The sequence below is a fragment of the Streptomyces violens genome, from assembly GCF_000717745.1.
In the GTDB taxonomy this organism is placed as follows: Bacteria; Actinomycetota; Actinomycetes; order Streptomycetales; family Streptomycetaceae; genus Streptomyces; species Streptomyces violens.
On record NZ_JOBH01000010.1, the window covers coordinates 1 to 20,680 of the forward strand.

The 20,680-nt window shown below is 72.6% G+C and carries 14 protein-coding genes; 9 read left to right on the plus strand and 5 right to left on the minus strand.

Features of this window, described 5'->3' with window-relative positions; genetic code table 11:
- Positions 1–464: 464 nt before the first annotated feature.
- The gene (locus IF04_RS0119250; protein WP_030258901.1) at positions 465–1,025 is read right to left on the minus strand and encodes a MarR family winged helix-turn-helix transcriptional regulator; all 561 of its coding nucleotides are present in this window, start codon (positions 1,023–1,025) and stop codon (positions 465–467) included.
- Between the two features lie 281 nt (positions 1,026–1,306).
- Here IF04_RS0119250 and IF04_RS0119255 point away from each other — a divergent pair, with 281 nt between their 5' ends.
- Positions 1,307–2,593 (plus strand): MFS transporter, encoded by a 1,287-nt coding sequence (locus IF04_RS0119255; RefSeq protein WP_051831379.1) that lies wholly within the window; start codon positions 1,307–1,309, stop codon positions 2,591–2,593.
- Positions 2,594–2,690: 97 nt separating this feature from the next.
- Here IF04_RS0119255 and IF04_RS0119260 read toward each other — a convergent pair whose 3' ends face one another.
- Positions 2,691–4,640, minus strand: coding sequence for an ATP-binding SpoIIE family protein phosphatase (locus IF04_RS0119260; protein ID WP_030258906.1), 1,950 nt, complete (start codon positions 4,638–4,640; stop codon positions 2,691–2,693).
- A 408-nt stretch (positions 4,641–5,048) separates the two neighbouring features.
- Entirely contained in the window at positions 5,049–6,404 is a 1,356-nt protein-coding gene (locus IF04_RS0119265) for an NAD(P)/FAD-dependent oxidoreductase (protein ID WP_030258910.1), read from the minus strand.
- Positions 6,405–6,848: 444 nt separating this feature from the next.
- Between IF04_RS0119265 and IF04_RS0119270 the strand changes: the two genes are divergently transcribed.
- Together IF04_RS0119270 and IF04_RS0119275 are read left to right on the plus strand one after the other, a co-directional pair.
- Positions 6,849–7,661, plus strand: coding sequence for a TetR/AcrR family transcriptional regulator (locus tag IF04_RS0119270; RefSeq protein WP_030258913.1), 813 nt, complete (start codon positions 6,849–6,851; stop codon positions 7,659–7,661).
- A gap of 284 nt (positions 7,662–7,945) precedes the next feature.
- Positions 7,946–9,829 (plus strand): sigma-70 family RNA polymerase sigma factor, encoded by a 1,884-nt coding sequence (locus IF04_RS0119275; protein WP_078600492.1) that lies wholly within the window; start codon positions 7,946–7,948, stop codon positions 9,827–9,829.
- Between the two features lie 80 nt (positions 9,830–9,909).
- Here the strand turns inward: IF04_RS0119275 and IF04_RS0119280 are convergent, their stop codons facing one another.
- A complete protein-coding gene (locus IF04_RS0119280) occupies positions 9,910–12,000 on the minus strand; it encodes an asparagine synthase-related protein (protein WP_030258920.1) in 2,091 nt (696 codons plus the stop codon).
- Positions 12,001–12,788: 788 nt separating this feature from the next.
- On the opposite strand from IF04_RS0119280, the gene IF04_RS0119285 reads away from it, so the two are divergent.
- The 6 genes from IF04_RS0119285 (at position 12,789) to IF04_RS0119310 (ending at position 19,524) form a co-directional block, all read left to right on the plus strand.
- Positions 12,789–14,390 carry an NsdA family TPR-like regulatory protein gene (locus IF04_RS0119285; RefSeq protein ID WP_030258923.1) on the plus strand — a complete coding sequence of 534 codons (1,602 nt, stop codon included), beginning with the start codon at positions 12,789–12,791 and terminating at the stop codon, positions 14,388–14,390.
- Between the two features lie 180 nt (positions 14,391–14,570).
- A complete protein-coding gene (gene lhgO, locus IF04_RS0119290) occupies positions 14,571–15,971 on the plus strand; it encodes an L-2-hydroxyglutarate oxidase (protein ID WP_245654443.1) in 1,401 nt (466 codons plus the stop codon).
- Between the two features lie 74 nt (positions 15,972–16,045).
- On the plus strand, positions 16,046–16,909 hold the full coding sequence (gene trmB / locus IF04_RS0119295; RefSeq protein WP_030258930.1) for a tRNA (guanosine(46)-N7)-methyltransferase TrmB: 864 nt from the start codon (positions 16,046–16,048) through the stop codon (positions 16,907–16,909).
- 224 nt (positions 16,910–17,133) lie between these two features.
- Entirely contained in the window at positions 17,134–18,633 is a 1,500-nt protein-coding gene (locus IF04_RS0119300) for a PrsW family intramembrane metalloprotease (protein ID WP_281179667.1), read from the plus strand.
- A gap of 25 nt (positions 18,634–18,658) precedes the next feature.
- Positions 18,659–19,093 (plus strand): very short patch repair endonuclease, encoded by a 435-nt coding sequence (locus IF04_RS0119305; RefSeq protein ID WP_030258936.1) that lies wholly within the window; start codon positions 18,659–18,661, stop codon positions 19,091–19,093.
- Between the two features lie 131 nt (positions 19,094–19,224).
- Entirely contained in the window at positions 19,225–19,524 is a 300-nt protein-coding gene (locus IF04_RS0119310; RefSeq protein WP_030258940.1) for a hypothetical protein, read from the plus strand.
- A 118-nt stretch (positions 19,525–19,642) separates the two neighbouring features.
- On the opposite strand, the gene IF04_RS0119315 is transcribed toward IF04_RS0119310, so the two are convergent.
- Positions 19,643–20,635 carry an aldo/keto reductase gene (locus IF04_RS0119315; protein WP_051831380.1) on the minus strand — a complete coding sequence of 331 codons (993 nt, stop codon included), beginning with the start codon at positions 20,633–20,635 and terminating at the stop codon, positions 19,643–19,645.
- Between the last annotated feature and the right edge of the window lie 45 nt (positions 20,636–20,680).

A 20,680-nucleotide genomic window follows, 5' to 3' on the forward strand; every position in this document is an offset into this window, starting at 1 on the left:
CCGGTGCGTTTCGGCCTTTCGGCTTCTTCGCGGTTCCAACCTTACCAGATCCTTTTCAGTGATCCGGCCCCCTGTTGGAGCGGGGTTGCTTTCCGGTCCGGCCCTTTCAGGCTTTCCCTTTCGGCGGGTCCGACTCTATCAGATCCTTTTTCGTTTCCCGCTTCGTGAAGCGGTCTTTCGAATGAGGTTCCGATCCCTGTCGGGGCGGGTTTTCGCGCCTTCCGGCGTGTCCACTACTTTAGCGGTTTTCGCTGCCGGTTCATAATCGAGCCGGTTGGTTGAATTTCGGCATGCCGAAATTGTTCCCGAAGGAAGGCCGTGCAGTAGTGGTTTGCCGCCGGTGCGGCGTGAGTGGCTGCCGCAAAACCGTTACGGCTGTGTGGCAACTCGGAGAACACTACGGATCGGGGTGGGTCGTGTCAACCGACCCCTGGCCCCGTCCGGGGACGCCGTGACCGCCGGGGTCAGTCGAGGTCCGTGAGGCGGCCCTCCGCGTCGGGCTGGGCGTCCTCCACCCGGCGCAGCAGGCGCGTCAGTACGTCGCCGAGAAGCCCTCGTTCGCGTGAATCGAGGTCCTGTAGCAGGTCCTCTTCGAATACGGACGCGAGGCGCATGGCCTCCAGCCACTTCTCGCGGCCCTCGGTGGTGAGCTCGACGATGACACGGACGCGATTGTTCTCGTCGCGCTCGCGGTTGACGAGCCCCTCGCTCGCCATGCGGTCGATGCGGTGCGTCATGGCGGCCGGCGTGAGGCCCAGCCGCTTGGCGAGCTCGCCGGGGCCGAGGCGGTAGGGCGCTCCGGAGACGACGAGGGCCTTCAGTACTTCCCACTCGGCGTTGCTTATGCCCAGCGTGGCGGTCTGCCGGCCGTAGGCGACGTTCATCCGGCGGTTGAGGCGCTGCAGCGCGGAGACGACCTTCTCCACCTGGGGGTCGAGGTCCTGGAACTCGCGCTGGTAAGCCGCGATCTGTTCCTCGAGGCTCGGCTCGGCCGGGCGGGGGACCGCGTCTGAGGGCTCTGACATGCGGCGCAGTATGACACGTAACGCATTGGCGTTGAAGTCCTTGGTCATGTACTCTTTAGCTTCGAACTTTAGAGTTGAAGTCTTCAGCTTGAGACTGTCTGGTTTTGACCGGACACGTCGCAAAGCTCCTTATCTTCCTCTGGAGTCACAGTGCTGGGGGGGCACCAGGTCTGCTCCGGGGGTCGGGATTCCCGCGTGCGCCTCGCTCCGCCCTGCACACACGCGCAGCAATGCGCACGCAAGTACGTATCTGACGACCCTCTCGACCTAGGTAGGTGAGTGTGACCACCGCAATGGGCGCCGCGCTGCGCCGGATCCAGCTGGGCAACGCGCTGAGCGCGTTCGGCAACGGCTTCACGGTTCCGTATCTGTACGTCTACGTGGCGAAGGTGCGTGATCTTGGAGCGAGTACGGCAGGCATCGTGCTCGCGATGCTGGCCGCCGCCGCGCTCGTCGTCCTGCCCTTCACCGGTCGTGCCATCGACCGGCGGGGTCCGCTGCCGGTGGCCGTGGTGGGCACGCTCGCCGCCGCGCTCGGCTCGCTGGGCCTGGGCCTCTCCGACAGCGAGCCGATGGTCATCGCCTCGGCGGTGGCGCTCGGCGCGGGTATAGCGGTCATCCAGCCGGCGCTGGCGACGATGATCGTCTGGTGCTCGACGACCGTGACGCGGTCGCGCGCCTTCGCCACCCAGTTCTTCCTGAACAACCTGGGGCTGGGCATAGGCGGCCTCATCGGCGGCCTGCTCGTGAACGAGAACGACCCGGCGAGCTTTGTACGGCTTTTCGCCATCGAGGCCGTGATGTTCCTGGTGCTCGGCGCGGCCGTGGCGACCGTACGGCTGCCGAAGTCGCCCAAGGTCGAGGGTGAGGTGCCGGTCGAGGCGCGGGCCGAGGGCGCCTGGCGGGCGCTGCTCGCCGACCGGCGGATGATGTGGCTGTGCGCGCTCGGGTTCGTGCTGTTCTTCGCCTGCTACGGCCAGTTCGAGTCGGGCCTCGCCGCGTACGCCACCGAGGTCACCCACGTTCAGCCGTCGACGATGGGCATCGCGCTGGCCGCCAACACCGCCGCCATCGTGCTGGCGCAGTTCGTCGTGCTGAAGCTGGTCGAGCGGCGGCGCCGCAGCCGGGTCATCGCGGTCGTGGGGCTCATATGGACCGTGGCCTGGATCGCGGCGGGCCTGTCCGGTCTGGTGCACGGCGCGCAGGCGCTGGCCACGGGGCTGCTGATCTCCACGTACATGCTGTTCGGCGTGGGCGAGTCGCTGCTGTCGCCGACGGTGCAGCCGCTGGTGGCGGATCTGGCGCCGAGCCGGCTGATCGGTCAGTACAACTCGGTGTTCGCCCTGGTGAAGCAGCTGGCGCTGGCGGTCGGACCGGCCGTGGGCGCGCTGATGGTGGGGCACGGGGCGGCTGCCGCGTACATCGTGCTGCTGATCCTGTGCGCGCTCGGGGTCTCGGCGCTGGGGCTGCGGCTGGGCCGCTTGCTCACCGCGGCCCAGGACAACCCGCAGGCCGTGACCGCGCCGGCGGAGGCTCCGGTGCGCGAAGAGGTGGCCTGCGTGGCGTGAGCCGGGTGACCGGCCGAGGCCGGGTCCGTACATCCGTACGGGCCCGGCCTCTTTCTTGTACGCCGGGTCTCAGGCCTTCTTGTACGCGCGGCTCAGGTCAGCCACTCGGGGGCAGCGCGAACTCGCACCAGACCGCCTTGCCGCCGCCCGGTGTGCGGCGCGAGCCCCAGTTCGAGGCGATGGTGGCGATGATGGAGATGCCGCGGCCCGCCTCGTCGACCGGCTCGGCGCGGCGGCGGCGCGGCAGGTGGTCGTCGCCGTCGGTGACCTCGACGATCAGGCGGCGGTCCGTACGCCGCAGCCGCAGCCGCATGGGCGGCGTCCCGTGCTGGAGCGAGTTGGCAACCAGCTCGCTCGCGGCCAGGACGCCGAGGTCGTGCAGCTCCGGGGAGAAGCGCCAGGAGGCGAGCACACCGGAGGCGAAGGCGCGGGCACGCGGCGCCGCTTCCGTACCGCCGTGCAGTTCCAGTGCGGCGTTGTGGAAGAGCTCGGCCTCGGGGCCGGTGCGGTCCGGGTGCTGGAGGACCAGGACGGCGACGTCGTCGTCGTGGTCGTTGGAGATGCCGAGCGCGCGCAGCAGGCGGTCGCAGATGATGTCGGGCGCGCCGGTGGCGCCGGCGACGGCGTGCTCCAGTGCGGCGATGCCCTCGTCGATGTCCTTGTCGCGGCGCTCGACCAGACCGTCCGTATAGAGGACGGCGGTGGAGCCGGGTCCGAGCGTGACGCTGCCGGAGGTGTGCAGCCAGCCGCCGGTGCCGAGGGGCGGGCCGGTCGGTTCCTCCGCGCGGTGCACGGTGCCGTCCTGGTCGCGTACGAGGATGGGGAGGTGGCCCGCCGAGGCGTAGACCAGCCGGCCTTCGTTGGGGTCGTGCACGGCGTACACGCAGGTGGCGATCTGGCTCGCGTCGATCTCCGCGGCGAGGCCGTCCAGGAGCTGCAGGACCTCGTGCGGCGGGAGGTCGAGCCGGGCGTAGGCGCGGACGGCCGTACGGAGCTGGCCCATGACGGCGGCGGCGCGCACGCCGCGGCCCATCACGTCGCCGATGACCAGGGCGGTGCGCCCGGCGCCGAGGGTGATCACGTCGTACCAGTCGCCGCCGACCGCGGCGTCCGTGCCGCCGGGGTGGTAGATCGCGGCGACCCGGAGGTCGTCCGGCTGCTCCAGCTCCTGAGGGAGCAGGGAGCGCTGGAGGGTGACGGCGGCCTCGCGCTGGCGGCGTTCGGCGGCGCGCAGCCGCTCGGCGGCCTCGACCTGGTCGGTGACGTCGGCGGCGAAGACGAGGACGCCCTTGTGCGGCGCGACGCAGGCGATCTCGGGGTCCGGAGCCGGAGTGCTGGCGGCAGCGACCTCGATGGGCGTGCAGGTGAAGGTGTAATAGCCGTCGCGGCTGAGGTCGGAGCCGGCGCCGCCGGGGACCTTGCGCGCCTTGACCGTGCGCGGCTTGCGGCTGCGCAGTACCTGGTCCATCAGCGGCAGCAGCCCCAGTTCGGCCAGCTCCGGCAGGGCTTCCCGGGCGGTCCCTCCCGACGGGCGCTCACCGAAGACTTTGGCGTACGCGCCGTTGACGTACGCGATGCGGTGCTCGGGGCCGTAGACGACGGCGACCAGGGCGGGGATCGTGCCGAGGATCTCGTGGGCGGAGAGCACGTCGACGGTGGGCGGCTGCGCACCGGATGCGGTGACGGACGCTGTGCCCGAAGGAGGGATGTGCGCTTCGGGGCACTCGGCGCGTGCGGCGGGGACCGCACTTCCGGGGGCTGCGCTCCCGGGGGCCGCGCTTACGGAAGCTGCGCCCGGTGGCGCGCCCGTGGTGCCCGATGCGGTGCCTGCCGTGGTGGGCGCGGCTGGATCGGCCTCCGGCCGTTCCGCGTCGTCGACGGGCGGGGGTGCGGGGGCGCCGGAGGGCGCTGCGTGCTGCGCGGCTCCGGGGGCCGGGGATCTCCGCGGCGGCTTGGGGGAGGACGCGCCCGGCGCCGCACCGCGGTCGGACCGCGCGGCGCGGCGCTGTGTGCCGGGGAAACGGGCGCTCCAGCGAGTGAAGTTCACGGAGGTGTACCTCTTACTTCGCGTCGCGGCGCCGAGTCGGTCCGGCGGCCGGCAGGTACCTCCCGGCCGTTGGCTGGCGGAAGGTCGGGCGGGGGCGCGCCGAGCGCCCTCTGGCGTGATGCAGCAAACGTCCCAATTCCTCGCACTTGTCACTCTTTGCAGATACGAGCCCACCCATGGTCACACGTCCAGTGTGACCGACCGGACTGACATACGTCAGACGCCGGGGTGGCGGGTGGAGTTCCTGACCGCGTCCTTGACCGCCCGTTCGACTGAACGCAACGGTGAACGTATGACCGACAGGGGCATATGGTCCAGGGCTATGCCCGGCCGACACCGTATGTGCGGTGTCCCTGTTCCGCGCTCCGGGCCACCCGAAGGGGCGTCAACCCCGCGCCGGTACCGCCGTCAACTCGCCTCGTTGTGCCGTCCCGTGCCCGCCGCGAGTTCGAACTCGGCCCTCGGGTGCTCCAGGGAGCCGAGCGAGACGATCTCGCGTTTGAAGAAGGCGGCGAGCGTCCATTCGGCGAGCACGCGGGCCTTGCGGTTGAAGGTCGGGACGCGGCTGAGGTGGTAGGCGCGGTGCATGAACCACGCCGGATAGCCCTTCAGCTTCCGCCCGTACACGTGCGCCACACCCTTGTGCAGCCCCAGGGACGCGACCGAGCCGACGTACTTGTGGGCGTACTCCTCGACGGGCTCGCCCCGTATGGCCGCGGCGATGTTCTCCGCGAGCACCTTGGCCTGGCGGACGGCGTGCTGGGCGTTGGGCGCGCACTCCTTGCCCGGCTCGTCGGCGGTCACGTCCGGTACGGCGGCGGCGTCACCGGCGCCCCAGGCGTGCTCGACGCCCGCCACCTGGAGCGCGGCGGTGCACTTCAGGCGGCCGCGCTCATTGAGCGGGAGATCGGTCGCGGCCAGGATGGGATGCGGTTTGACGCCGGCCGTCCATACGAGGGTGCGGGTCGGGAAGCGTGACCCGTCGTCCAGTACGGCGACGCGGTTCTCGCACGTCTCCAGGCGCGTGTTCAGCCGCACATCGATATTGCGCCCGCGCAGCTCCCGTACCGCGTACTCGCCCATCTCCTCGCCGACCTCGGGCAGGATGCGGCCGGTCGCCTCGACGAGCAGCCACTTCATGTCCCCGGGACGGATGTTGTGGTAGTACCGCACCGCATAACGGGCCATGTCCTCCAGCTCGGCGAGCGCCTCGACGCCCGCGTAACCGCCGCCCACGAAGACGAACGTCAGTGCGGCGTCCCGGACCGCCGGGTCGCGGGTGGAGGAAGCGATGTCGAGTTGCTCCAGTACGTGGTTGCGCAGCCCGATGGCTTCCTCGACGGTCTTGAAGCCGATACCGAAATCGGCCAATCCCGGGACGGGCAGGGTGCGCGAGATCGAGCCGGGTGCCAGCACCAGCTCGTCGTACCGCGTCTCGACGGCGCCGGTGCCCTCCTCCTCGGTGGCCAGCGTCTTCACGGTGGCGGTGCGCTTGGCATGGTCGATGCCGGTCACCTCACCGATGACGACCTTGCACAGGGGCAGCACACGGCGCAGGGGGACGACGACGTGGCGGGGCGAGATGGAGCCGGCCGCCGCTTCCGGCAGGAACGGCTGGTAGGTCATGTACGGCTCCGGGTCGACCACCACGATCTCGACCGTGCCGCCCTGCAGTTCCTTCCTGAGCTTCCGCTGCAGGCGGAGGGCGGTGTACATGCCCACATAGCCGCCGCCGACCACGAGAATGCGCGCCGGGTGCTTCACAGAGGATCTCCTCGCGACGTCGCCCGTGGCCCGTGGAGTGCGTCCGGGGCCGTCGGTCCGGCCCCGGCGGAGCCACGATCAAGTGCACGTGTACCCGCTTCGGGACACAGCATTTCTCCATGACGCACCCCCGCCGTTTCTTTGTCCACAGAACAGGCGAAATACGGTCGGTGCCCCGAACCCCCCGTTGGAACCTCCCCTTCCGCCGGTGTGGAATGAGCACCGCAGGTCAGACGGGGGGTACGAGATGGCGGGAGTGTACGGAAACGGGATGGAACGGGCGCGTACTCCGTTCGAGGGGCGGACTGTACGGAACTGCCCCCTTCATTCTTGACCTGCGCTCAACTATGTTCGTACCTCGTCGGGGTGGAGCCAGTTGTCGGCTGCCCCGGCAGTCAGGGCGGGGAGTCTCCGGGGGGAGACGTCATTACCGGGGGATCATCTATGCACATGCAGAGTTCTCATTGGCCGGCGGCTGTGGCGTCCGTGCCGGGTGACCGGCCCGGCGGCGGGGGCGAGGCCGGCATGCCCGGCCGGACCACACCGCTCCGGGTGGACGCACAGCGCAACTTGGAACATGTTCTGCGAGCTGCCCGTGAAGTCTTCGGCGAGCTGGGATACGGCGCGCCCATGGAGGACGTGGCCCGCCGGGCCCGGGTCGGGGTGGGCACGGTCTACCGCCGCTTCCCGAGCAAGGACGTGCTGGTCCGCCGGATAGCGGAGGAGGAGACCGCGCGGCTCACGGACCAGGCGCGCACCGCACTCGGGCAGGAGGACGACCCGTGGTCGGCCCTCTCGCGCTTCCTGCGCACGTCCGTGGCGTCCGGGGCCGGACGCCTGCTGCCGCCGAGCATCCTTCGGGTGGGCAGCGGCGTGGACGGGGCCGACGGGCTCACGGGGGCGCGGGTGCCGCAGCAGCGGTCGCCCGAGCCGGCCGTCGCGCCCGGCGAACTGCGCATCGTCGCGCAGCGCACGGCGCCGGACGACGAGTCGGCCCAGCCGCACTCCAACGGGCAGTCCCCGGACGGGCCGACGGCGGACAGCGGGGGCGCCCAGGCGCTCCTGGACGTCGTCGGGCAGCTCGTGGAGCGGGCGCGCGAGGCCGGGGAGCTGCGCGCCGACGTCACGGTGTCGGACGTGCTGCTGGTGATAGCGACGGGCGCGCCCTCGCTTCCGGACGCGGCGCAGCAGCAGGCCGCCTCCGCGCGGCTGCTGGAGATCCTCCTGGAGGGTCTGCGGTCGCGGCCGGTGGCCTGACGACGGACGGCTTGCGGGGCCGGCGGGGGCAGTGGCCCCGGCCGGCCCTCTGCCTTGCCGGCCCTCTGCCTTGGGGTCCGCACACGCACGGCTGCTCTTGGGCCTTGCACGCGCGGCGTACCCCTAAGCCTGCAAGCATGCCCCGAAAGGACGATGACTAGAGCTGTTAGACGGTAAGTCAATCCGGACGAGTGATTGCGCCGCTCCCCCGTAAGGGTTCGGCCATCCTTGTGACACGCTTGCGCGATGTTCAGGTGCGGGAGCGTGGTCCGGGGGCCTCAGCGATGACATATGAGGGGCGTGACGAACGCGACGGCGGCGGCGTCGGCGCGGAATCCACCGCCTCCGGCAGCGGCAGCGCCCGGCCGGAAGCCGTGCCGCAGCAGCGTGTACCGAAGGGCAGCGGCGCCCACGCGGCCGGGCAGAGCCCGTCCGCAGCGGACCCCGGTGCGCCCGGCACACCCGGTACGCCCCCGTCCGATGCCGAGCTCGTCGCCCGTATGCGCGCCGGTGACGACGACAGCGCGTACGAGGAGCTGTACCGCCGGCACGCCGACGCCGTACGCCGCTACGCCCGCACCTGCTGCCGGGACGCGCACACCGCGGAGGACCTGACCGGCGAGGTCTTCGCGCGCACGCTGCAGGCGGTGCGCCACGGGGCCGGCCCGAAGACCGCGGTACGGGCGTACCTGCTCACCACCGTGCGCCGCGCGGCCGCCGACTGGGGCAAGACCGCCAAGCGCGAACACCTGGTCGAGGACTTCGCGGTCTTCGCGTCCTCGGCGGCCGGCTCCTCCATGGACGACGACACGCTCGACCTCGGGGCCGACGTGCGCGCCATGCACGAGGCCGAGCAGGACATGGCCGTCCAGGCGTTCCGCAGCCTCCCCGAGCGCTATCAGACGGTGCTGTGGCACACGACGGTCGAGGAGGAGTCCCCGAGCGAGGTCGCGCCGCTCCTCGGGCTGTCCGCCAACGCCACGGCCGTGCTCGCGCACCGGGCCCGTGAGGGCCTCAAGCAGGCGTACCTCCAGGCGCACGTCAGCCAGTCCCTGACGGCGGGCGGCGACTGCGCCCGGTACGCGGACCAGCTGGGCGCCTACGCGCGCGGCGGCCTCCGGGTGCGGGCCGAGCGCGGGCTGCGCAAGCACCTGGAGGAGTGCCCGCGCTGCCGGCTGGCGGCGCGCGAGGTCGCGGACGTCAACCAGCGCATCCGCGCGGTGCTGCCGGTCGCGGTCATCGGCTGGTTCGCCGCCGGGTACGCGCTCAAGGGCGCGGCCGCCGTCACCGGGATCGCCGGAGCGGGCGCTGCGGCCGGTGCCGGGGCCGCGGCGGCCGCCGGGGGCGCGGGGTCCTCCGCGGGGGCCGGAGCGGCCGCCGAAGGGCTCGGGACGCCCGCGAAGGTCGGTATCGGGGCCGGCCTCACGGTCGCCGCCGCCGGGCTGGCGCTGGCGCTGGCCGGTACGCAGGAGCCGCCGAAGCCGCAGGCAAAGCCGCCCGCCCCGGTCGCGTCGAGCCCGCTGCCCCGGAAGCCCGAGCCGTCGCCCACCCCGAAGCCGGCGCCCGAGCCCGCGCCGCCCGCTCCGAAGCCCGCGCCGCCGGCTCCGAAGCCGACCCCGACTCCCAAGCCGAAGCCCCCGCCGCCGAAGCCCGTATCCGAGCCGAAGCCGACCCCGAAGCCCACTCCGACGCCGACCCCGAAGCCACCGAAGCCGACGCCACCGCCGCCGGCCGACCCGTACCCCGTCAACACCCTGGCCTGGGACTTCACGGGCAACGGCAGCGACCCGGAGGTGCGCGCCACGGACAGCAGCTTCCTGTGGCAGCGCCAGGGGGGCGTCAGCATCGGAGGCAAGAAGTACGCCCACGGTGTGACGACGCACGCCCCGTCCTCGGTGACGATCGACCTCAACCGGGAGTGCACGGCCTTCGACGCCCTCGCGGGCGTGGACGACCTGGCCATGGGGCGCGGCGCGGTGCGCTTCTCGGTGTACGCGGACGGGGTACGGCAGTGGCGCTCCGGTGTGGTGCGGGGCGGCGACCAAGCCGTGCCGGTCCATGTCCCGCTGGCGGGCCGCAAGTCCATCCGGCTGGTCGCCGAGCCCCAGACGTCCGCTGACACCCTGACGTTCAGCGACTGGGCGGAGTCGCGGATCAGCTGCCGCTGAGCCGCTGAGGGGGCCGTGAGGCGCTTCTGGGGGCCTGCGAAGGCTTCTGGGAGCGGGGCGGCCCGGCGGCTTCGGCGGGGCTACAGCGCCAGGCGTTCGACGCCGGTCGAGACGGCGCGCTGGCGGGGTGCCGCCGTGCCCGTCCAGCAGGTGCCGCGCCGGGCGAGCAGCCGGCGCAGCCACAGCTCCGTGGAGACCAGCTCCGCCAGGCCGTCCAGGGGCAGCGGCGCGCCCTCGGCCGCGGCACGCAGCGCCTTGCGTACGACGCGGGCCTCCACCAGCCCCGCGTCGGCGAGCAGCGGCGCATCGAAGAGCCGCACGAGGTCCTCCATGGAGGCGCGCAGCCCGGCCCGTACCGCCGCGGCGTGCGTCACGTGCGAGGTCGCGCCCCAGCCCGGTGGCAGATCGCGGATGCCCGCCCCGGAGAGCACGGCGCGCAACACCGAGGCGCGTGCCCCCGGTTGCACCCTGAGCGTGTCCGGGAGCGCGCGGCAGGCGAGTACCACCTGGTTGTCCAGGAAGGGCGCGTGCAGCCGCTGGTTCCGTACCTCCGCGGCCTGTTCGAAGACGCGGTGGTCGGTGGCGTGCCGGGCGAGCGCCGCGCGTGCCCGGCGTTCTCCGGGGCGGCCGACGGCCGGGGACCGGAGTGCCGCGTCGCTCAGCCGAACCGATACTTCAGCGAGCGCTTCGCCCGTGAGCCAGCGCGCGGCAGGCCCGGGCCGGCACCACGTGAGGGCCGCCAGCGAGGCTTCCACGGCGCTGCCCGCCACCGTCTCGTCCGTGAACTCACGCCCCAGCAGCCGCGCGGCGGCCGCGGAGATCCCCGCCCCGTAGGGCGTGCGGGCCAGCTTCCGCGCGGCCCGGTAGACCGTGAACGGTATGAACACCGAGTGTGAGGCCGCGCCGTCGGCCTTCGCCAGCGCCGTAACCGGGCGCAGCAGGTGCCGGCGCCGCCGGTCGAGCAACAGGTCCGCCAGGCGCGCCGGATGGGCGTCCAGTACCTGCCGCGCGCCGTGCCCCACGAAGTGGTCGGCGCTCCCGGAGAGCAACCGCCTGCGGTGCCGTTCGGCGGCGACCATCGAGGGCCCCGGCTCGTCCGTCAGCGGCCCCTTCCCCAGGTCCGCGTATGGCAGCGCCTCCTCGCCCGCCGCGACCACCACGTGGTGCAGCCGCGGGTTGTCCGCGATGCTGCGGGCGCGTTCCAGCTCGGCCTCCCGGTACGGCTGCCCCCCGTTGCCGGCCCGGTCGTTGAAGGTCACCGCGAGCAGCCGCTCGCCCTGCCCGTTGAGCCGCCCCGGCTGCCCCGGCAGGCCGGCCGCGAGCAGCGCCAGCGTCCCGGACGCGCTGCCGCCGGACAGGTCGGCGCCGATGCCGGGCGCCGGTGCGCCGCGCGCGGCCCGTCGGTCCTCCGGGCCCATGCCGGGCACCGGACCGGGGTCCAGGCCGCCGGGAGCGCCCGGACCGCCGTGCGGGTCGGGCGCGTGCCGCGGGGCCGCCAGTCGGGCCCGTACGGCGTCCACAAGCGCCTCCCGCACGCCGTCCACGGCCTGTTCGGGTGCGAGCTGCGGCGCCGAGACGGCGAGCGAATGGGCCTGTTCGTACGAGGTGATCTCGCTGGAGCCGCCGCGCAGTACGAGGGCGTGGCCGGGCGGGACGCGCCGCACGCCCGTGTACGGCGTGCCGGTGCCGAGCGCCTCGGGGGCGTCCGGGCAGGCCAGCAGCGCCGCGAGGTGCCCCACGTCGAGGCTCGCCTCGATCAGGTCGGCGAGCGGCAGGGCGGCGGTCGCGTAGGCCGTGCCGCCCGCCCACCGGGTGTGGAACACCGGGCGGGCGCCCGCCAGATCGCCGGTGACCGTGAGCCGCCGACCCACCTGGGCGACGGCGGTGTAACTGCCGGGCCATGCCGTGAGATGGCGCAGCGCGCCGCCGCGCGCGGCGAGGAGGCCCACTCGCAACTGGTCGTCGGTCGCACCGCACACCCCGAAGACGGCGATCCGGGTCTCGGGGTCGGCCTTCACGATGCGCACTTCATCGGGGCGCCAGTCGCCGACCGCCCATAGAGGATCGGGTTCGCCCCAAAGGAGTTGGGCGCCCACGGGGAGCACCGTACGGCTGTCGTCGATGGGGTCCGGGCCCGTGGCGGTACTGCTCCACCCCACCAACCAGCGCATCGCGGCCTCCGCCCGTCTCCCCGTCGCTCCGTACGCCGGTCACGGGGCACTCGTCCGCCCCGTACGGCGCGTGGCACAGCAGTTGTACAGCAGTTGTGCGGACCACTCTGCCACGAGAGAGGCGGGTGGGAGGCGGCATGAGGACGGCGTGTACGCGGGGGCGCTCCCTGGTCCCGCGACACCGCTCCGTAGAGCCGCGCACACCCGCCTTCGAGGGCAGCGCACACCGCCTTCAGGAGCCGCGTACGCCGCTTCTCGGAGCCGCGCGCTGCCCGCGGCGGGAAAGTGACGGGTGACGGTATTCAGCCAAAGTCCGTTCCGTACCGATACGTTGCGGACGGAAGCGCTCTCGGCGCGGACCCGGCGCATTCAGGGGCGGTCAACGGGGCGCGCGAACCGGGCGACGGACCGTACGGACCGCCTGGCGGTCCCGTTCCGATGCGTTGCGTAAGTGATCGCGACAGTCCGGGAGGTGGGACTCACCCCCCGGACCGGACCGCCACCCGCGGGGAATGAGGTGGCGGTGTCCCCCAGCCCACTGGATCCAGTGCAGCGGGCCGACCCACGCAAGACCCATGGAAACGTGCCCGCCATGGAGCGGGCAGCGCGCACGGACGGGCGCACGGCAACACGTACCCGGAGCACATGCCCACGTGTGACCTCCCCTGCAGAGACGAATCTCGCCATCCGGGACACCGGCCCTTAACGGTCGGGATTCAGCGAACTACTCTGGGTGGACGCATGCCCCGGGGAGTACGGGGTGGCCGTCGCTTGGTCGAGGGGTGCGCATGTCCAGGGATACTCGCGGGCCGAACGAAAAACTCGGCACCGTTCTCGCCCTCGCGGGGATCAGTAACGCCGGGCTCGCCCGCCGGGTCAACGACCTCGGTGCGCAGCGTGGCCTGACGCTTCGCTACGACAAGACCTCGGTCGCCCGGTGGGTGTCGAAGGGCATGGTCCCGCAGGGTGCGGCGCCGCATTTGATTGCGGCTGCGATCGGCAGCAAGCTCGGCCGGCCGGTGCCGCTGCACGAAATCGGGCTGGCCGACGCCGACCCCGCGCCCGAAGTGGGCCTGGCGTTCCCGCGCGACGTGAGCGCGGCCGTACGGTCCGCGACCGAGCTGTACCGGCTGGATCTGGCCGGACGGCGGGCGGGCGGCGGCGGCATCTGGCAGAGCCTGGCCGGTTCCTTCTCCGTCAGCGCGTACGCCACTCCGGCCTCCCGCTGGCTCATATCCCCGGCCGACAGCTCGGTGGCGCGGGGTGTTCCGGAGGCGAGAACGGGGCGGGGCGGCCCGAAGGACACGGATACGGACGCGGGGCCCGAGGGCGGCCCTTCGGGGCCGGTCGCCGCGCCTGGTGGCGCGCCGACGGTCCCCGGGGTCATCGGTACCGCTGCCCCTTCGGGCAAGGACCCGGCCGGCAAGGACGACCCGAAGGACACGGCGGCCGCCGCCGGCGAGCCGCTGCCGCAGCACGTCGGCCACAGCGACGTCTCGAAGCTGCGCGAGGCGGCCGAGGACGCGCGCCGCTGGGACTCCAAGTACGGCGGCGGTGACTGGCGTTCCTCGATGGTGCCCGAGTGCCTCCGGGTGGACGCGGCGCCGTTACTCCTCGCCTCGTACAGCGACGAGGTGGGACGCGCGCTGTTCGGGGCGACGGCCGAACTGACCCGGCTGGCCGGCTGGATGGCGTTCGACACGGGCCAGCAGGAGGCGGCGCAGCGGTACTACATCCAGGCGCTGCGCCTCGCCCGCGCCGCAGCCGACGTACCTCTGGGCGGCTACGTCCTGGCTTCGATGTCGCTGCAGGCGACCTACCGCGGCTTCGCCGACGAGGGCGTCGACCTCGCCCAGGCCGCACTGGAGCGCAACCGGGGGCTGGCGACCGCCCGCACGATGAGCTTCTTCCGGCTGGTCGAGGCGCGCGCCCAGGCCAAGGCCGGCGAGGGCCGCGCCTGCGAGGTCGCCCTGAAGGCGTCCGAGGGTTGGCTCGAACGGTCCCGTGAGGGCGACCCCGACCCGTCCTGGCTGGACTTCTACTCGTACGAGCGGTTCGCGGCCGATGCCGCCGAGTGTTACCGCGACCTGAGACTTCCGCGCCAGGTACGGCGCTTCACGGAACAGGCCCTGTCCCGCCCGACCGAGGAATTCGTGCGCTCGCACGGCCTGCGGCTGGTGGTGTCGGCGGTGGCCGAGCTGGAATCGGGCAATCTGGACGCGGCCTGCGCGGCGGGCACCCGCGCGGTCGAGGTGGCCGGGCGGATCTCCTCCGCCCGCACGACCGAGTACGTACGCGATCTCCTGCACCGGCTGGAGCCGTACGGCGACGAGCCGCGCGTGGTGGAGCTGCGGGAGCGGGCGCGGCCGTTGCTGGTGGCGCCGGTTTAGCCGGTCGCCCGCCTTCCCGTCCCCCTCCCGGTGCGCTCTTTCGGGCGGCTCTTCCCGGTGCGCCACCCTGGTCACGGCCCGGGTGGAGAAGCCGGTGACGGACGGATGTCAGTGCCCCCCGTCATGATGGGTATGTCGGTCGTGACGTGACGTTGCTCGTGATGGGGAGGTGCTGCCGCGATGACGTTCGAGCAGGCGGAGGGGCGGCCCGCGGGGCAGGCCCCGGGTGAGGGCGCGGGGGCCGCGCGGCGTGCGGAAGCAGGTACGGCGGAGTCCGCGGAGTCCGCGGGCGGGCGCGGGGACGACGCGCGGACCGTCGGCGCCTCCCGGCCCGCCGGGGCCCCCGGCACGGCTGCCGGGACCCCCGGCTCGGCTCCCCGTTCCGACTGCGACGTCGTGATCATCGGCGCCGGCATCGTCGGCCTGTCGACGGCGTACGCGATCACCCGGGCAGCACCCGGCACCCGCGTCGTCGTGCTGGAGAAGGAGCCCGGCCCCGCCCGGCACCAGACGGGCCGGAACAGCGGCGTGATCCACAGCGGCATCTACTACCCACCCGGCTCCCTCAAGGCCCGCTTCGCGCTCGAAGGCTCGGCCGAGATGGTCAAGTTCTGCGCCGAGCACGACATCCCGCACGACATCACCGGCAAGCTGATCGTCGCCACCGACCGCGCCGAGCTGCCCCGCCTGCACTCCCTCATCCAGCGCGGCCGCGAGCACGGCATCCCCGTCCGCGAGCTGGGCCCCGCGCAGATCCTGGAGTACGAGCCCGAGGTGCGCGGCCTCGCGGCCATCCACGTCGGCACGACCGGCGTCGCCGACTTCGGCGCGGTCGCGGACCGGCTGGGCCGCCTCGCGACGGAGGCCGGCGCGCGCATCGAGTACGGCGCGGACGTCCGTACGATCGGCCGGCGCGGCGGCCGCGTCGCGGTGCGTACGGCCGGGGGCCGGGTCGTCCGTGCCCGCGCGCTGGTGAACTGCGCGGGACTGCACTGCGACCGCGTCGCCCGGCTGGCCGGCGACGCCCCCGGGATGCGCATCGTCCCATTCCGCGGTGAGTACTACTCCCTCTCCCCCGCGCGCGACTCCCTGGTCCGCGGCCTGGTCTACCCCGTCCCCGACCCGGCCTTCCCGTTCCTCGGCGTCCACCTCACCCGCGGCGTGCACGGCGAGGTCCATCTCGGACCGAACGCCGTCCCCGCCCTGGCTCGCGAGGGGTACGACTGGCGGACGGTCCGGCCCGCCGAGCTGGCCGGCACCCTGGCGTACCCGGGCGCCTGGCAGATAGCCCGCCGCCACTGGCGGTACGGCGCGGGGGAGCTGCACCGCTCCCTCTCCAAGCGCGCCTTCACGGACGCGGTCCGCCGCCTGCTCCCGGCGATCACGGCGGACGACCTCATCCCCGCCCCGGCCGGCGTGCGCGCCCAGGCGGTCCTCCCCGACGGCACCCTCGTCGACGACTTCCTCATCACGGAGGGCCCCCACACCATCCACGTCCTCAACGCCCCGTCCCCGGCGGCAACGGCATCCTTGCCCATCGGCCGCGAGATCGCGGACCGAGCCCTGCGGACCCTCGGGTAACCAATCCGCCGCCGCTGTGGGCAGCCGGACAGCCCCACCGGCCACCGCCCACCCGCCCGTAGAATCGACCCACTGTGTCCGAGAACCCCGCCACCCCAGCCGACGCCACCCCCGCCGCACCCGAGGGGCCCGCAGGCGCCTCCGCCGCTCCCCAGACGCACCCCGAGCAGCAGACGCCCCCCGTGCGTCAGACGCGCCACCGCGGCGAGCCGATGTTCCCCGACGGCACCGGACCGGCCGCCGACCCGGCGGGCTCGCACCACGAGCGCCGCATCCGCTCGTTCCAGCCCCGCCGCAGCCGCGTCTCCCTCAGCCAGGCCGACGCGCTCCGCCGCCTGTGGCCCAAGTGGGGCCTGGACATCGACGGCCTGTCCCGGATCGACCTGGACGAGCTCTTCGACGGCCTGCCCGTCGTCCTGGAGATCGGCTTCGGCATGGGCGAGGCGACGGCCCAGATGGCCGCCGCCGACCCGGACACCGGCATCCTCGCCTGCGACGTCCACACCCCCGGCCAGGGCAATCTCCTCGCCCTCGCCGAGCGCAATGGCCTGTCCAACATCCGGGTGGCCAACGGCGACGCGATCATCCTCCTCCGCGAGATGCTCGCGCCCGCCTCCTTGGCCGGTCTGCGCGTGTACTTCCCGGACCCGTGGCCGAAAAAGCGCCACCACAAGCGGCGCCTGATCCAGCCGGAGTTCCTCTCCCTGGTCACGACGCGACTCGCCCCGGGCGCGATCGTCCACTGCGCCACCGACTGGGAGCCGTACGCGGAGCAGATGCTCGAGGTACTGAGCGCCGAGCCGACCCTGGAGAACGTCCACCCGGACAGCGGCTACGCGCCCCGCCCCGACTTCCGCCCGCTCACCAAGTTCGAGGGCCAGGGCCTGGACAAGGGCCACGTCGTACACGACCTCCTCTTCCGCCGCCGCACGGACTGAGCCGACGGGGACGACGGGGACGAGGCCAACGGTCGCCGGAATCCGGGCCCCCGCCCCGTACAGCTCCCTCCGCTCCCCTCCCCTCCGCCCAACTCCGATCCGTACAGCTCCATCCACACACAAGTACGGCCAAAACTGGCCCGTACCGATCGCCCCGCCCATCGGCTCTCAGCCCCGGTGCACGACTCCGCGCGCCGCCGCGACCTCGTGGTTACTGTCGAAGAGTGCACCCGTCCAAGCCGTCACCGGACCGTCCCTCGGGCCCCCTGTACGGGCCCCCGAGCGGCCCACCGCCTCTGCCCCAGCCCCCCGACGGCACCACGACCGGCGGCACCCACCACCGAGGCGTACGCAAGCACGACAGAGGCGCACGCGAGCACCACCGAGGAGCCCGCAAGCACCCCCGAGGCGCACGCGAGCACCGCAGAGCCGCCCGCGACCAGCACCGAAGCATCCGCGAGCACCGAACCCCCCGCCGGGCGGCGCTCCGCATCGCTTCCCTCATCGCCCTCATAGCCCTGCTGACGCTCTCCGGCATAGCCATCCTGACCCTGGTCCGCCGCGAGACCGGCACGGAAGGGTTCCTGGTCGGTTTCGCCCTCGCCGTCTTCCCGGTACCGATCCTCGTCACGGCCTTCCGCTGGCTGGACCGCGTGGAGCCGGAACCCTGGCGCAACCTCGCCTTCGCCTTCGCCTGGGGCGCCTGCGCCGCGACCCTCGTCGCGATCACCGCCAACGGCTTCGCGACCCACTGGCTGAGTACGAACATCGCCAGCGTCTCCCCGACCGACGCCGAGACCTGGAGCAGTACGGTCGTCGCCCCGGTCGTCGAGGAGACGGCGAAGGCCGCCGCCGTCCTCCTGCTCTTCGTCTTCCGCCGCCGGCACATCGACGGCATCACGGACGGCATCGTCATCGCCGGCCTCACCGCCACCGGCTTCGCGTTCACCGAGAACGTTCTCTACCTCGGCAACGCCGTCGGCCGCGATCTCTCGCTCGGCTCGCTCAGCCCGCACTCACTGGCCGGCCTCGCCGACTCCCTCACCGCGGGCACCTTCTTCGTACGCGTCATCATGTCGCCGTTCGCGCACCCGCTCTTCACGGTCCTCACCGGCCTGTCCTTCGGCATAGCCGCGACCCGCTACCCCCACCACCGCGCGCTGCGTCTGGCGCTGCCCGCCCTCGGCCTCACGACGGCGATCCTGCTCCACTCCATATGGAACAGCGCCTCGTCCCTCGGCAGCTTCGGCTTCCTGGCGGTCTACGGGCTCTTCATGGTCCCGGTATTCGCCGCCCTCTCCTGCCTCGCCGTCTGGTCCCGCCGCCAGGAACTGCTCTCCCTGCGCACGTACCTGCCCCCGTACGCGGCCGCCGGCTGGCTCACCCCGACCGATCCGCTCACCCTCTCCTCCCTCAGGACGCGCGCCCTCGCCCGCTCGATAGCCCGCCGCACCCACGGCCCCGCCGCCGCCCGAGCCGTCACCGAGTACGCCGCCCTGGCCACCTCCCTCGCCTTCCTCCGCCGCCGCGCCCACCGCACGGGCCCCACCCCCGACTTCCACACCCGCGAACGCACCCTCCTCCACCACCTCTGGCAAACCAAACCCCTGGCCCACCCAGCCCTGACCCACGCCCACCGCACGAGGCGTCAGGCACCGTGTTCGCCTTCGACACAGGCGTACGTCGCGTCGGACGAGTCCCGCACGCCCGACGGCAACCGCTGACGCCCTTCGCGCGCTGTCCTGCACAATGGGCAGCGTGCCCGTCACGCCCTCGTCCCCCGGTGTATCGGCCCGCATGAGTCGCCAGGCCAGCAAGGACACCTCTGTCGAGATGGCCGTCCGCCGCCTGCTGTACGCCGCCGGTATCCGTTACCGCCTGCAACGACGCGTACCCGACCTGCCACGCCGCACGATCGACATCGCCTTCCCCGGCGCGAAGATCGCGGTCTTCCTCGACGGATGTTTCTGGCACGGCTGCCCCGAGCACGCCACCCACCCCAAGGCGAACGCCGAATGGTGGCGTCAGAAGCTCGACCGCAACATGGCACGCGACCTGGAGACGACCGAACACCTCACCGCCGCCGGCTGGACCGTCCTCCGCTTCTGGGAACACGAGGACCCCGCCGACGTGGCGCAGCGGGTAGCGGATTCGGTTTCGGCGGCGCGGCGCCGGCATCGGTGAGGCGTGGAGGCCTTTGTCCGCGCGCTGCGGCGGGGCGGGATGTCCCGGCCGTAAGGGTGCCTCCCCACCGGGACCGGAAAGCCGGGCGTAAGGTCATGGCCAGAGATGTCCCTGATGTGGAGGTTTTGGTGATGGCTGGGGTTCCGGCGGGTGTGGTGGCTGCTGGTGGGCTCGTGGGGGGCTATGGGGTGGCTCGGTGGACGAAGAAGCGGCCGTTGGGTGGGGTTGCGTTGGCGGCGGCTGGGGTTGTGGCGGCTCGGGAGTGGCGGCGGAAGGGTGGGAACGGTACGGCGGCGGCGTTGAGCGGGCTGTATGTCGCGGCGTTCGCCGGGTCGCATCCGCTGGCCAAGAAGGTGGGGTCCTGGCCGTCCGTGTTCGCGGTGGCCGGGGCCGTGGCGGTGGCTTCTTGGGTGGTCGTCGACCGGAAGTAGGTCGAATAAGTCGGAACGTCTGAAGGGCGGCTGCGCGTGCAGCCGCCCTTCATGCGTGCCAGTCATGCGTGCCAGGTCGCCCTGGAGGCTATGCCGACGCACGTTATGCCGACGCAGGTTATGCCGAGGCGTCCGTCAGGAGGGTGAGGTCCTCGTTGGTGAGGGGGAGGGTGCCGAGGGCCAGGAGGGCCGGGAGCTGGGCTACCGTGCGGGCGCTGGCGATCGGGGCCGTGACCGTGGGCTGCGCGGCGAGCCAGGCGAGGGCGACGGTGGCCTGTTCGGCGTTGTGGCGGGCCGCGACCTCGTCGAGGGCGGCCAGGACGCGGCGGCCGCGCTCGGTGGCGAGGTGCTCGGCGGCCTTGCCGGAGCGGGCGCTTTCCACGTCGGTGCCCGGGCGGTACTTGCCGGTCAGGAAGCCGGAGGCGAGGCCGTAGTACGGCATGGCACCCAGGCCGTGGCGGGCGGCGATGTCGCGCAGCGGGCCCTCGTACGTGTCGCGGGAGACGAGGTTGTAGTGCGGTTGGAGGGCGACGTACTTGGCCAGGCCCTCGCGTTCGGAGAATTCGAGTGATGCCTGGAGCCGCTCGGGCGAGATGTTGGAGGCGCCGATCTCGCGGACCTTGCCGGCCTTCACCAGGTCGTCGAGGGCGGAGATGATCTCGGAGACCTCGACGGACTCGTCGTCGTAGTGGGTGTAGTAGAGGTCGATGTGGTCCGTACGGAGGCGGGCCAGGGATTCGTCGGCGGCCGCCTTGATGTTGGCGGCGGACAGGCCCTTGCGGTCGGGGAGGGCGCCGACCTTCGTGGCGATGACGAGGTCGGAGCGGTTGCCGCGGGCGGTGTGCCAGTCGCCGATGATCGTCTCGGACTCGCCGCCCTTGTTGCCGGGGGCGAAGACGGAGTAGGCGTCGGCCGTGTCGATGAAGTTGCCGCCGGCCCCGGTGAACGCGTCCAGCACCTCGAAGGACGTCGCCACGTCGGCGGTCCAGCCGAAGACGTTGCCGCCGAGGGAGAGGGGGGAGACCGTGAGCGAGCCCAGGGTCTTGGAGGCGGTTACAGGGACGGGGCCGTGGCCGGGCGTGGGGGCGGAAGAAGCGGAAGAAGTGGACATGTGAGCGTCAGCGAGGGTGGGGCGGGGAGTTATTCCGGGAGGTGA

What these genes read in the sequence shown, in the direction of transcription:
- IF04_RS0119270 (WP_030258913.1), top strand. Translation starts at nt 6,849, where the DNA reads ATGCACATGCAGAGTTCTCATTGGCCGGCGGCTGTGGCGTCCGTGCCG.
- lhgO (WP_245654443.1), top strand. Translation starts at nt 14,571, where the DNA reads ATGACGTTCGAGCAGGCGGAGGGGCGGCCCGCGGGGCAGGCCCCGGGT.
- IF04_RS0119310 (WP_030258940.1), top strand. Translation starts at nt 19,225, where the DNA reads ATGGCTGGGGTTCCGGCGGGTGTGGTGGCTGCTGGTGGGCTCGTGGGG.
- IF04_RS0119280 (WP_030258920.1), bottom strand. Translation starts at nt 12,000, where the DNA reads ATGCGCTGGTTGGTGGGGTGGAGCAGTACCGCCACGGGCCCGGACCCC.
- IF04_RS0119285 (WP_030258923.1), top strand. Translation starts at nt 12,789, where the DNA reads ATGTCCAGGGATACTCGCGGGCCGAACGAAAAACTCGGCACCGTTCTC.
- IF04_RS0119315 (WP_051831380.1), bottom strand. Translation starts at nt 20,635, where the DNA reads ATGTCCACTTCTTCCGCTTCTTCCGCCCCCACGCCCGGCCACGGCCCC.
- IF04_RS0119275 (WP_078600492.1), top strand. Translation starts at nt 7,946, where the DNA reads ATGACATATGAGGGGCGTGACGAACGCGACGGCGGCGGCGTCGGCGCG.
- IF04_RS0119305 (WP_030258936.1), top strand. Translation starts at nt 18,659, where the DNA reads ATGGGCAGCGTGCCCGTCACGCCCTCGTCCCCCGGTGTATCGGCCCGC.
- IF04_RS0119250 (WP_030258901.1), bottom strand. Translation starts at nt 1,025, where the DNA reads ATGTCAGAGCCCTCAGACGCGGTCCCCCGCCCGGCCGAGCCGAGCCTC.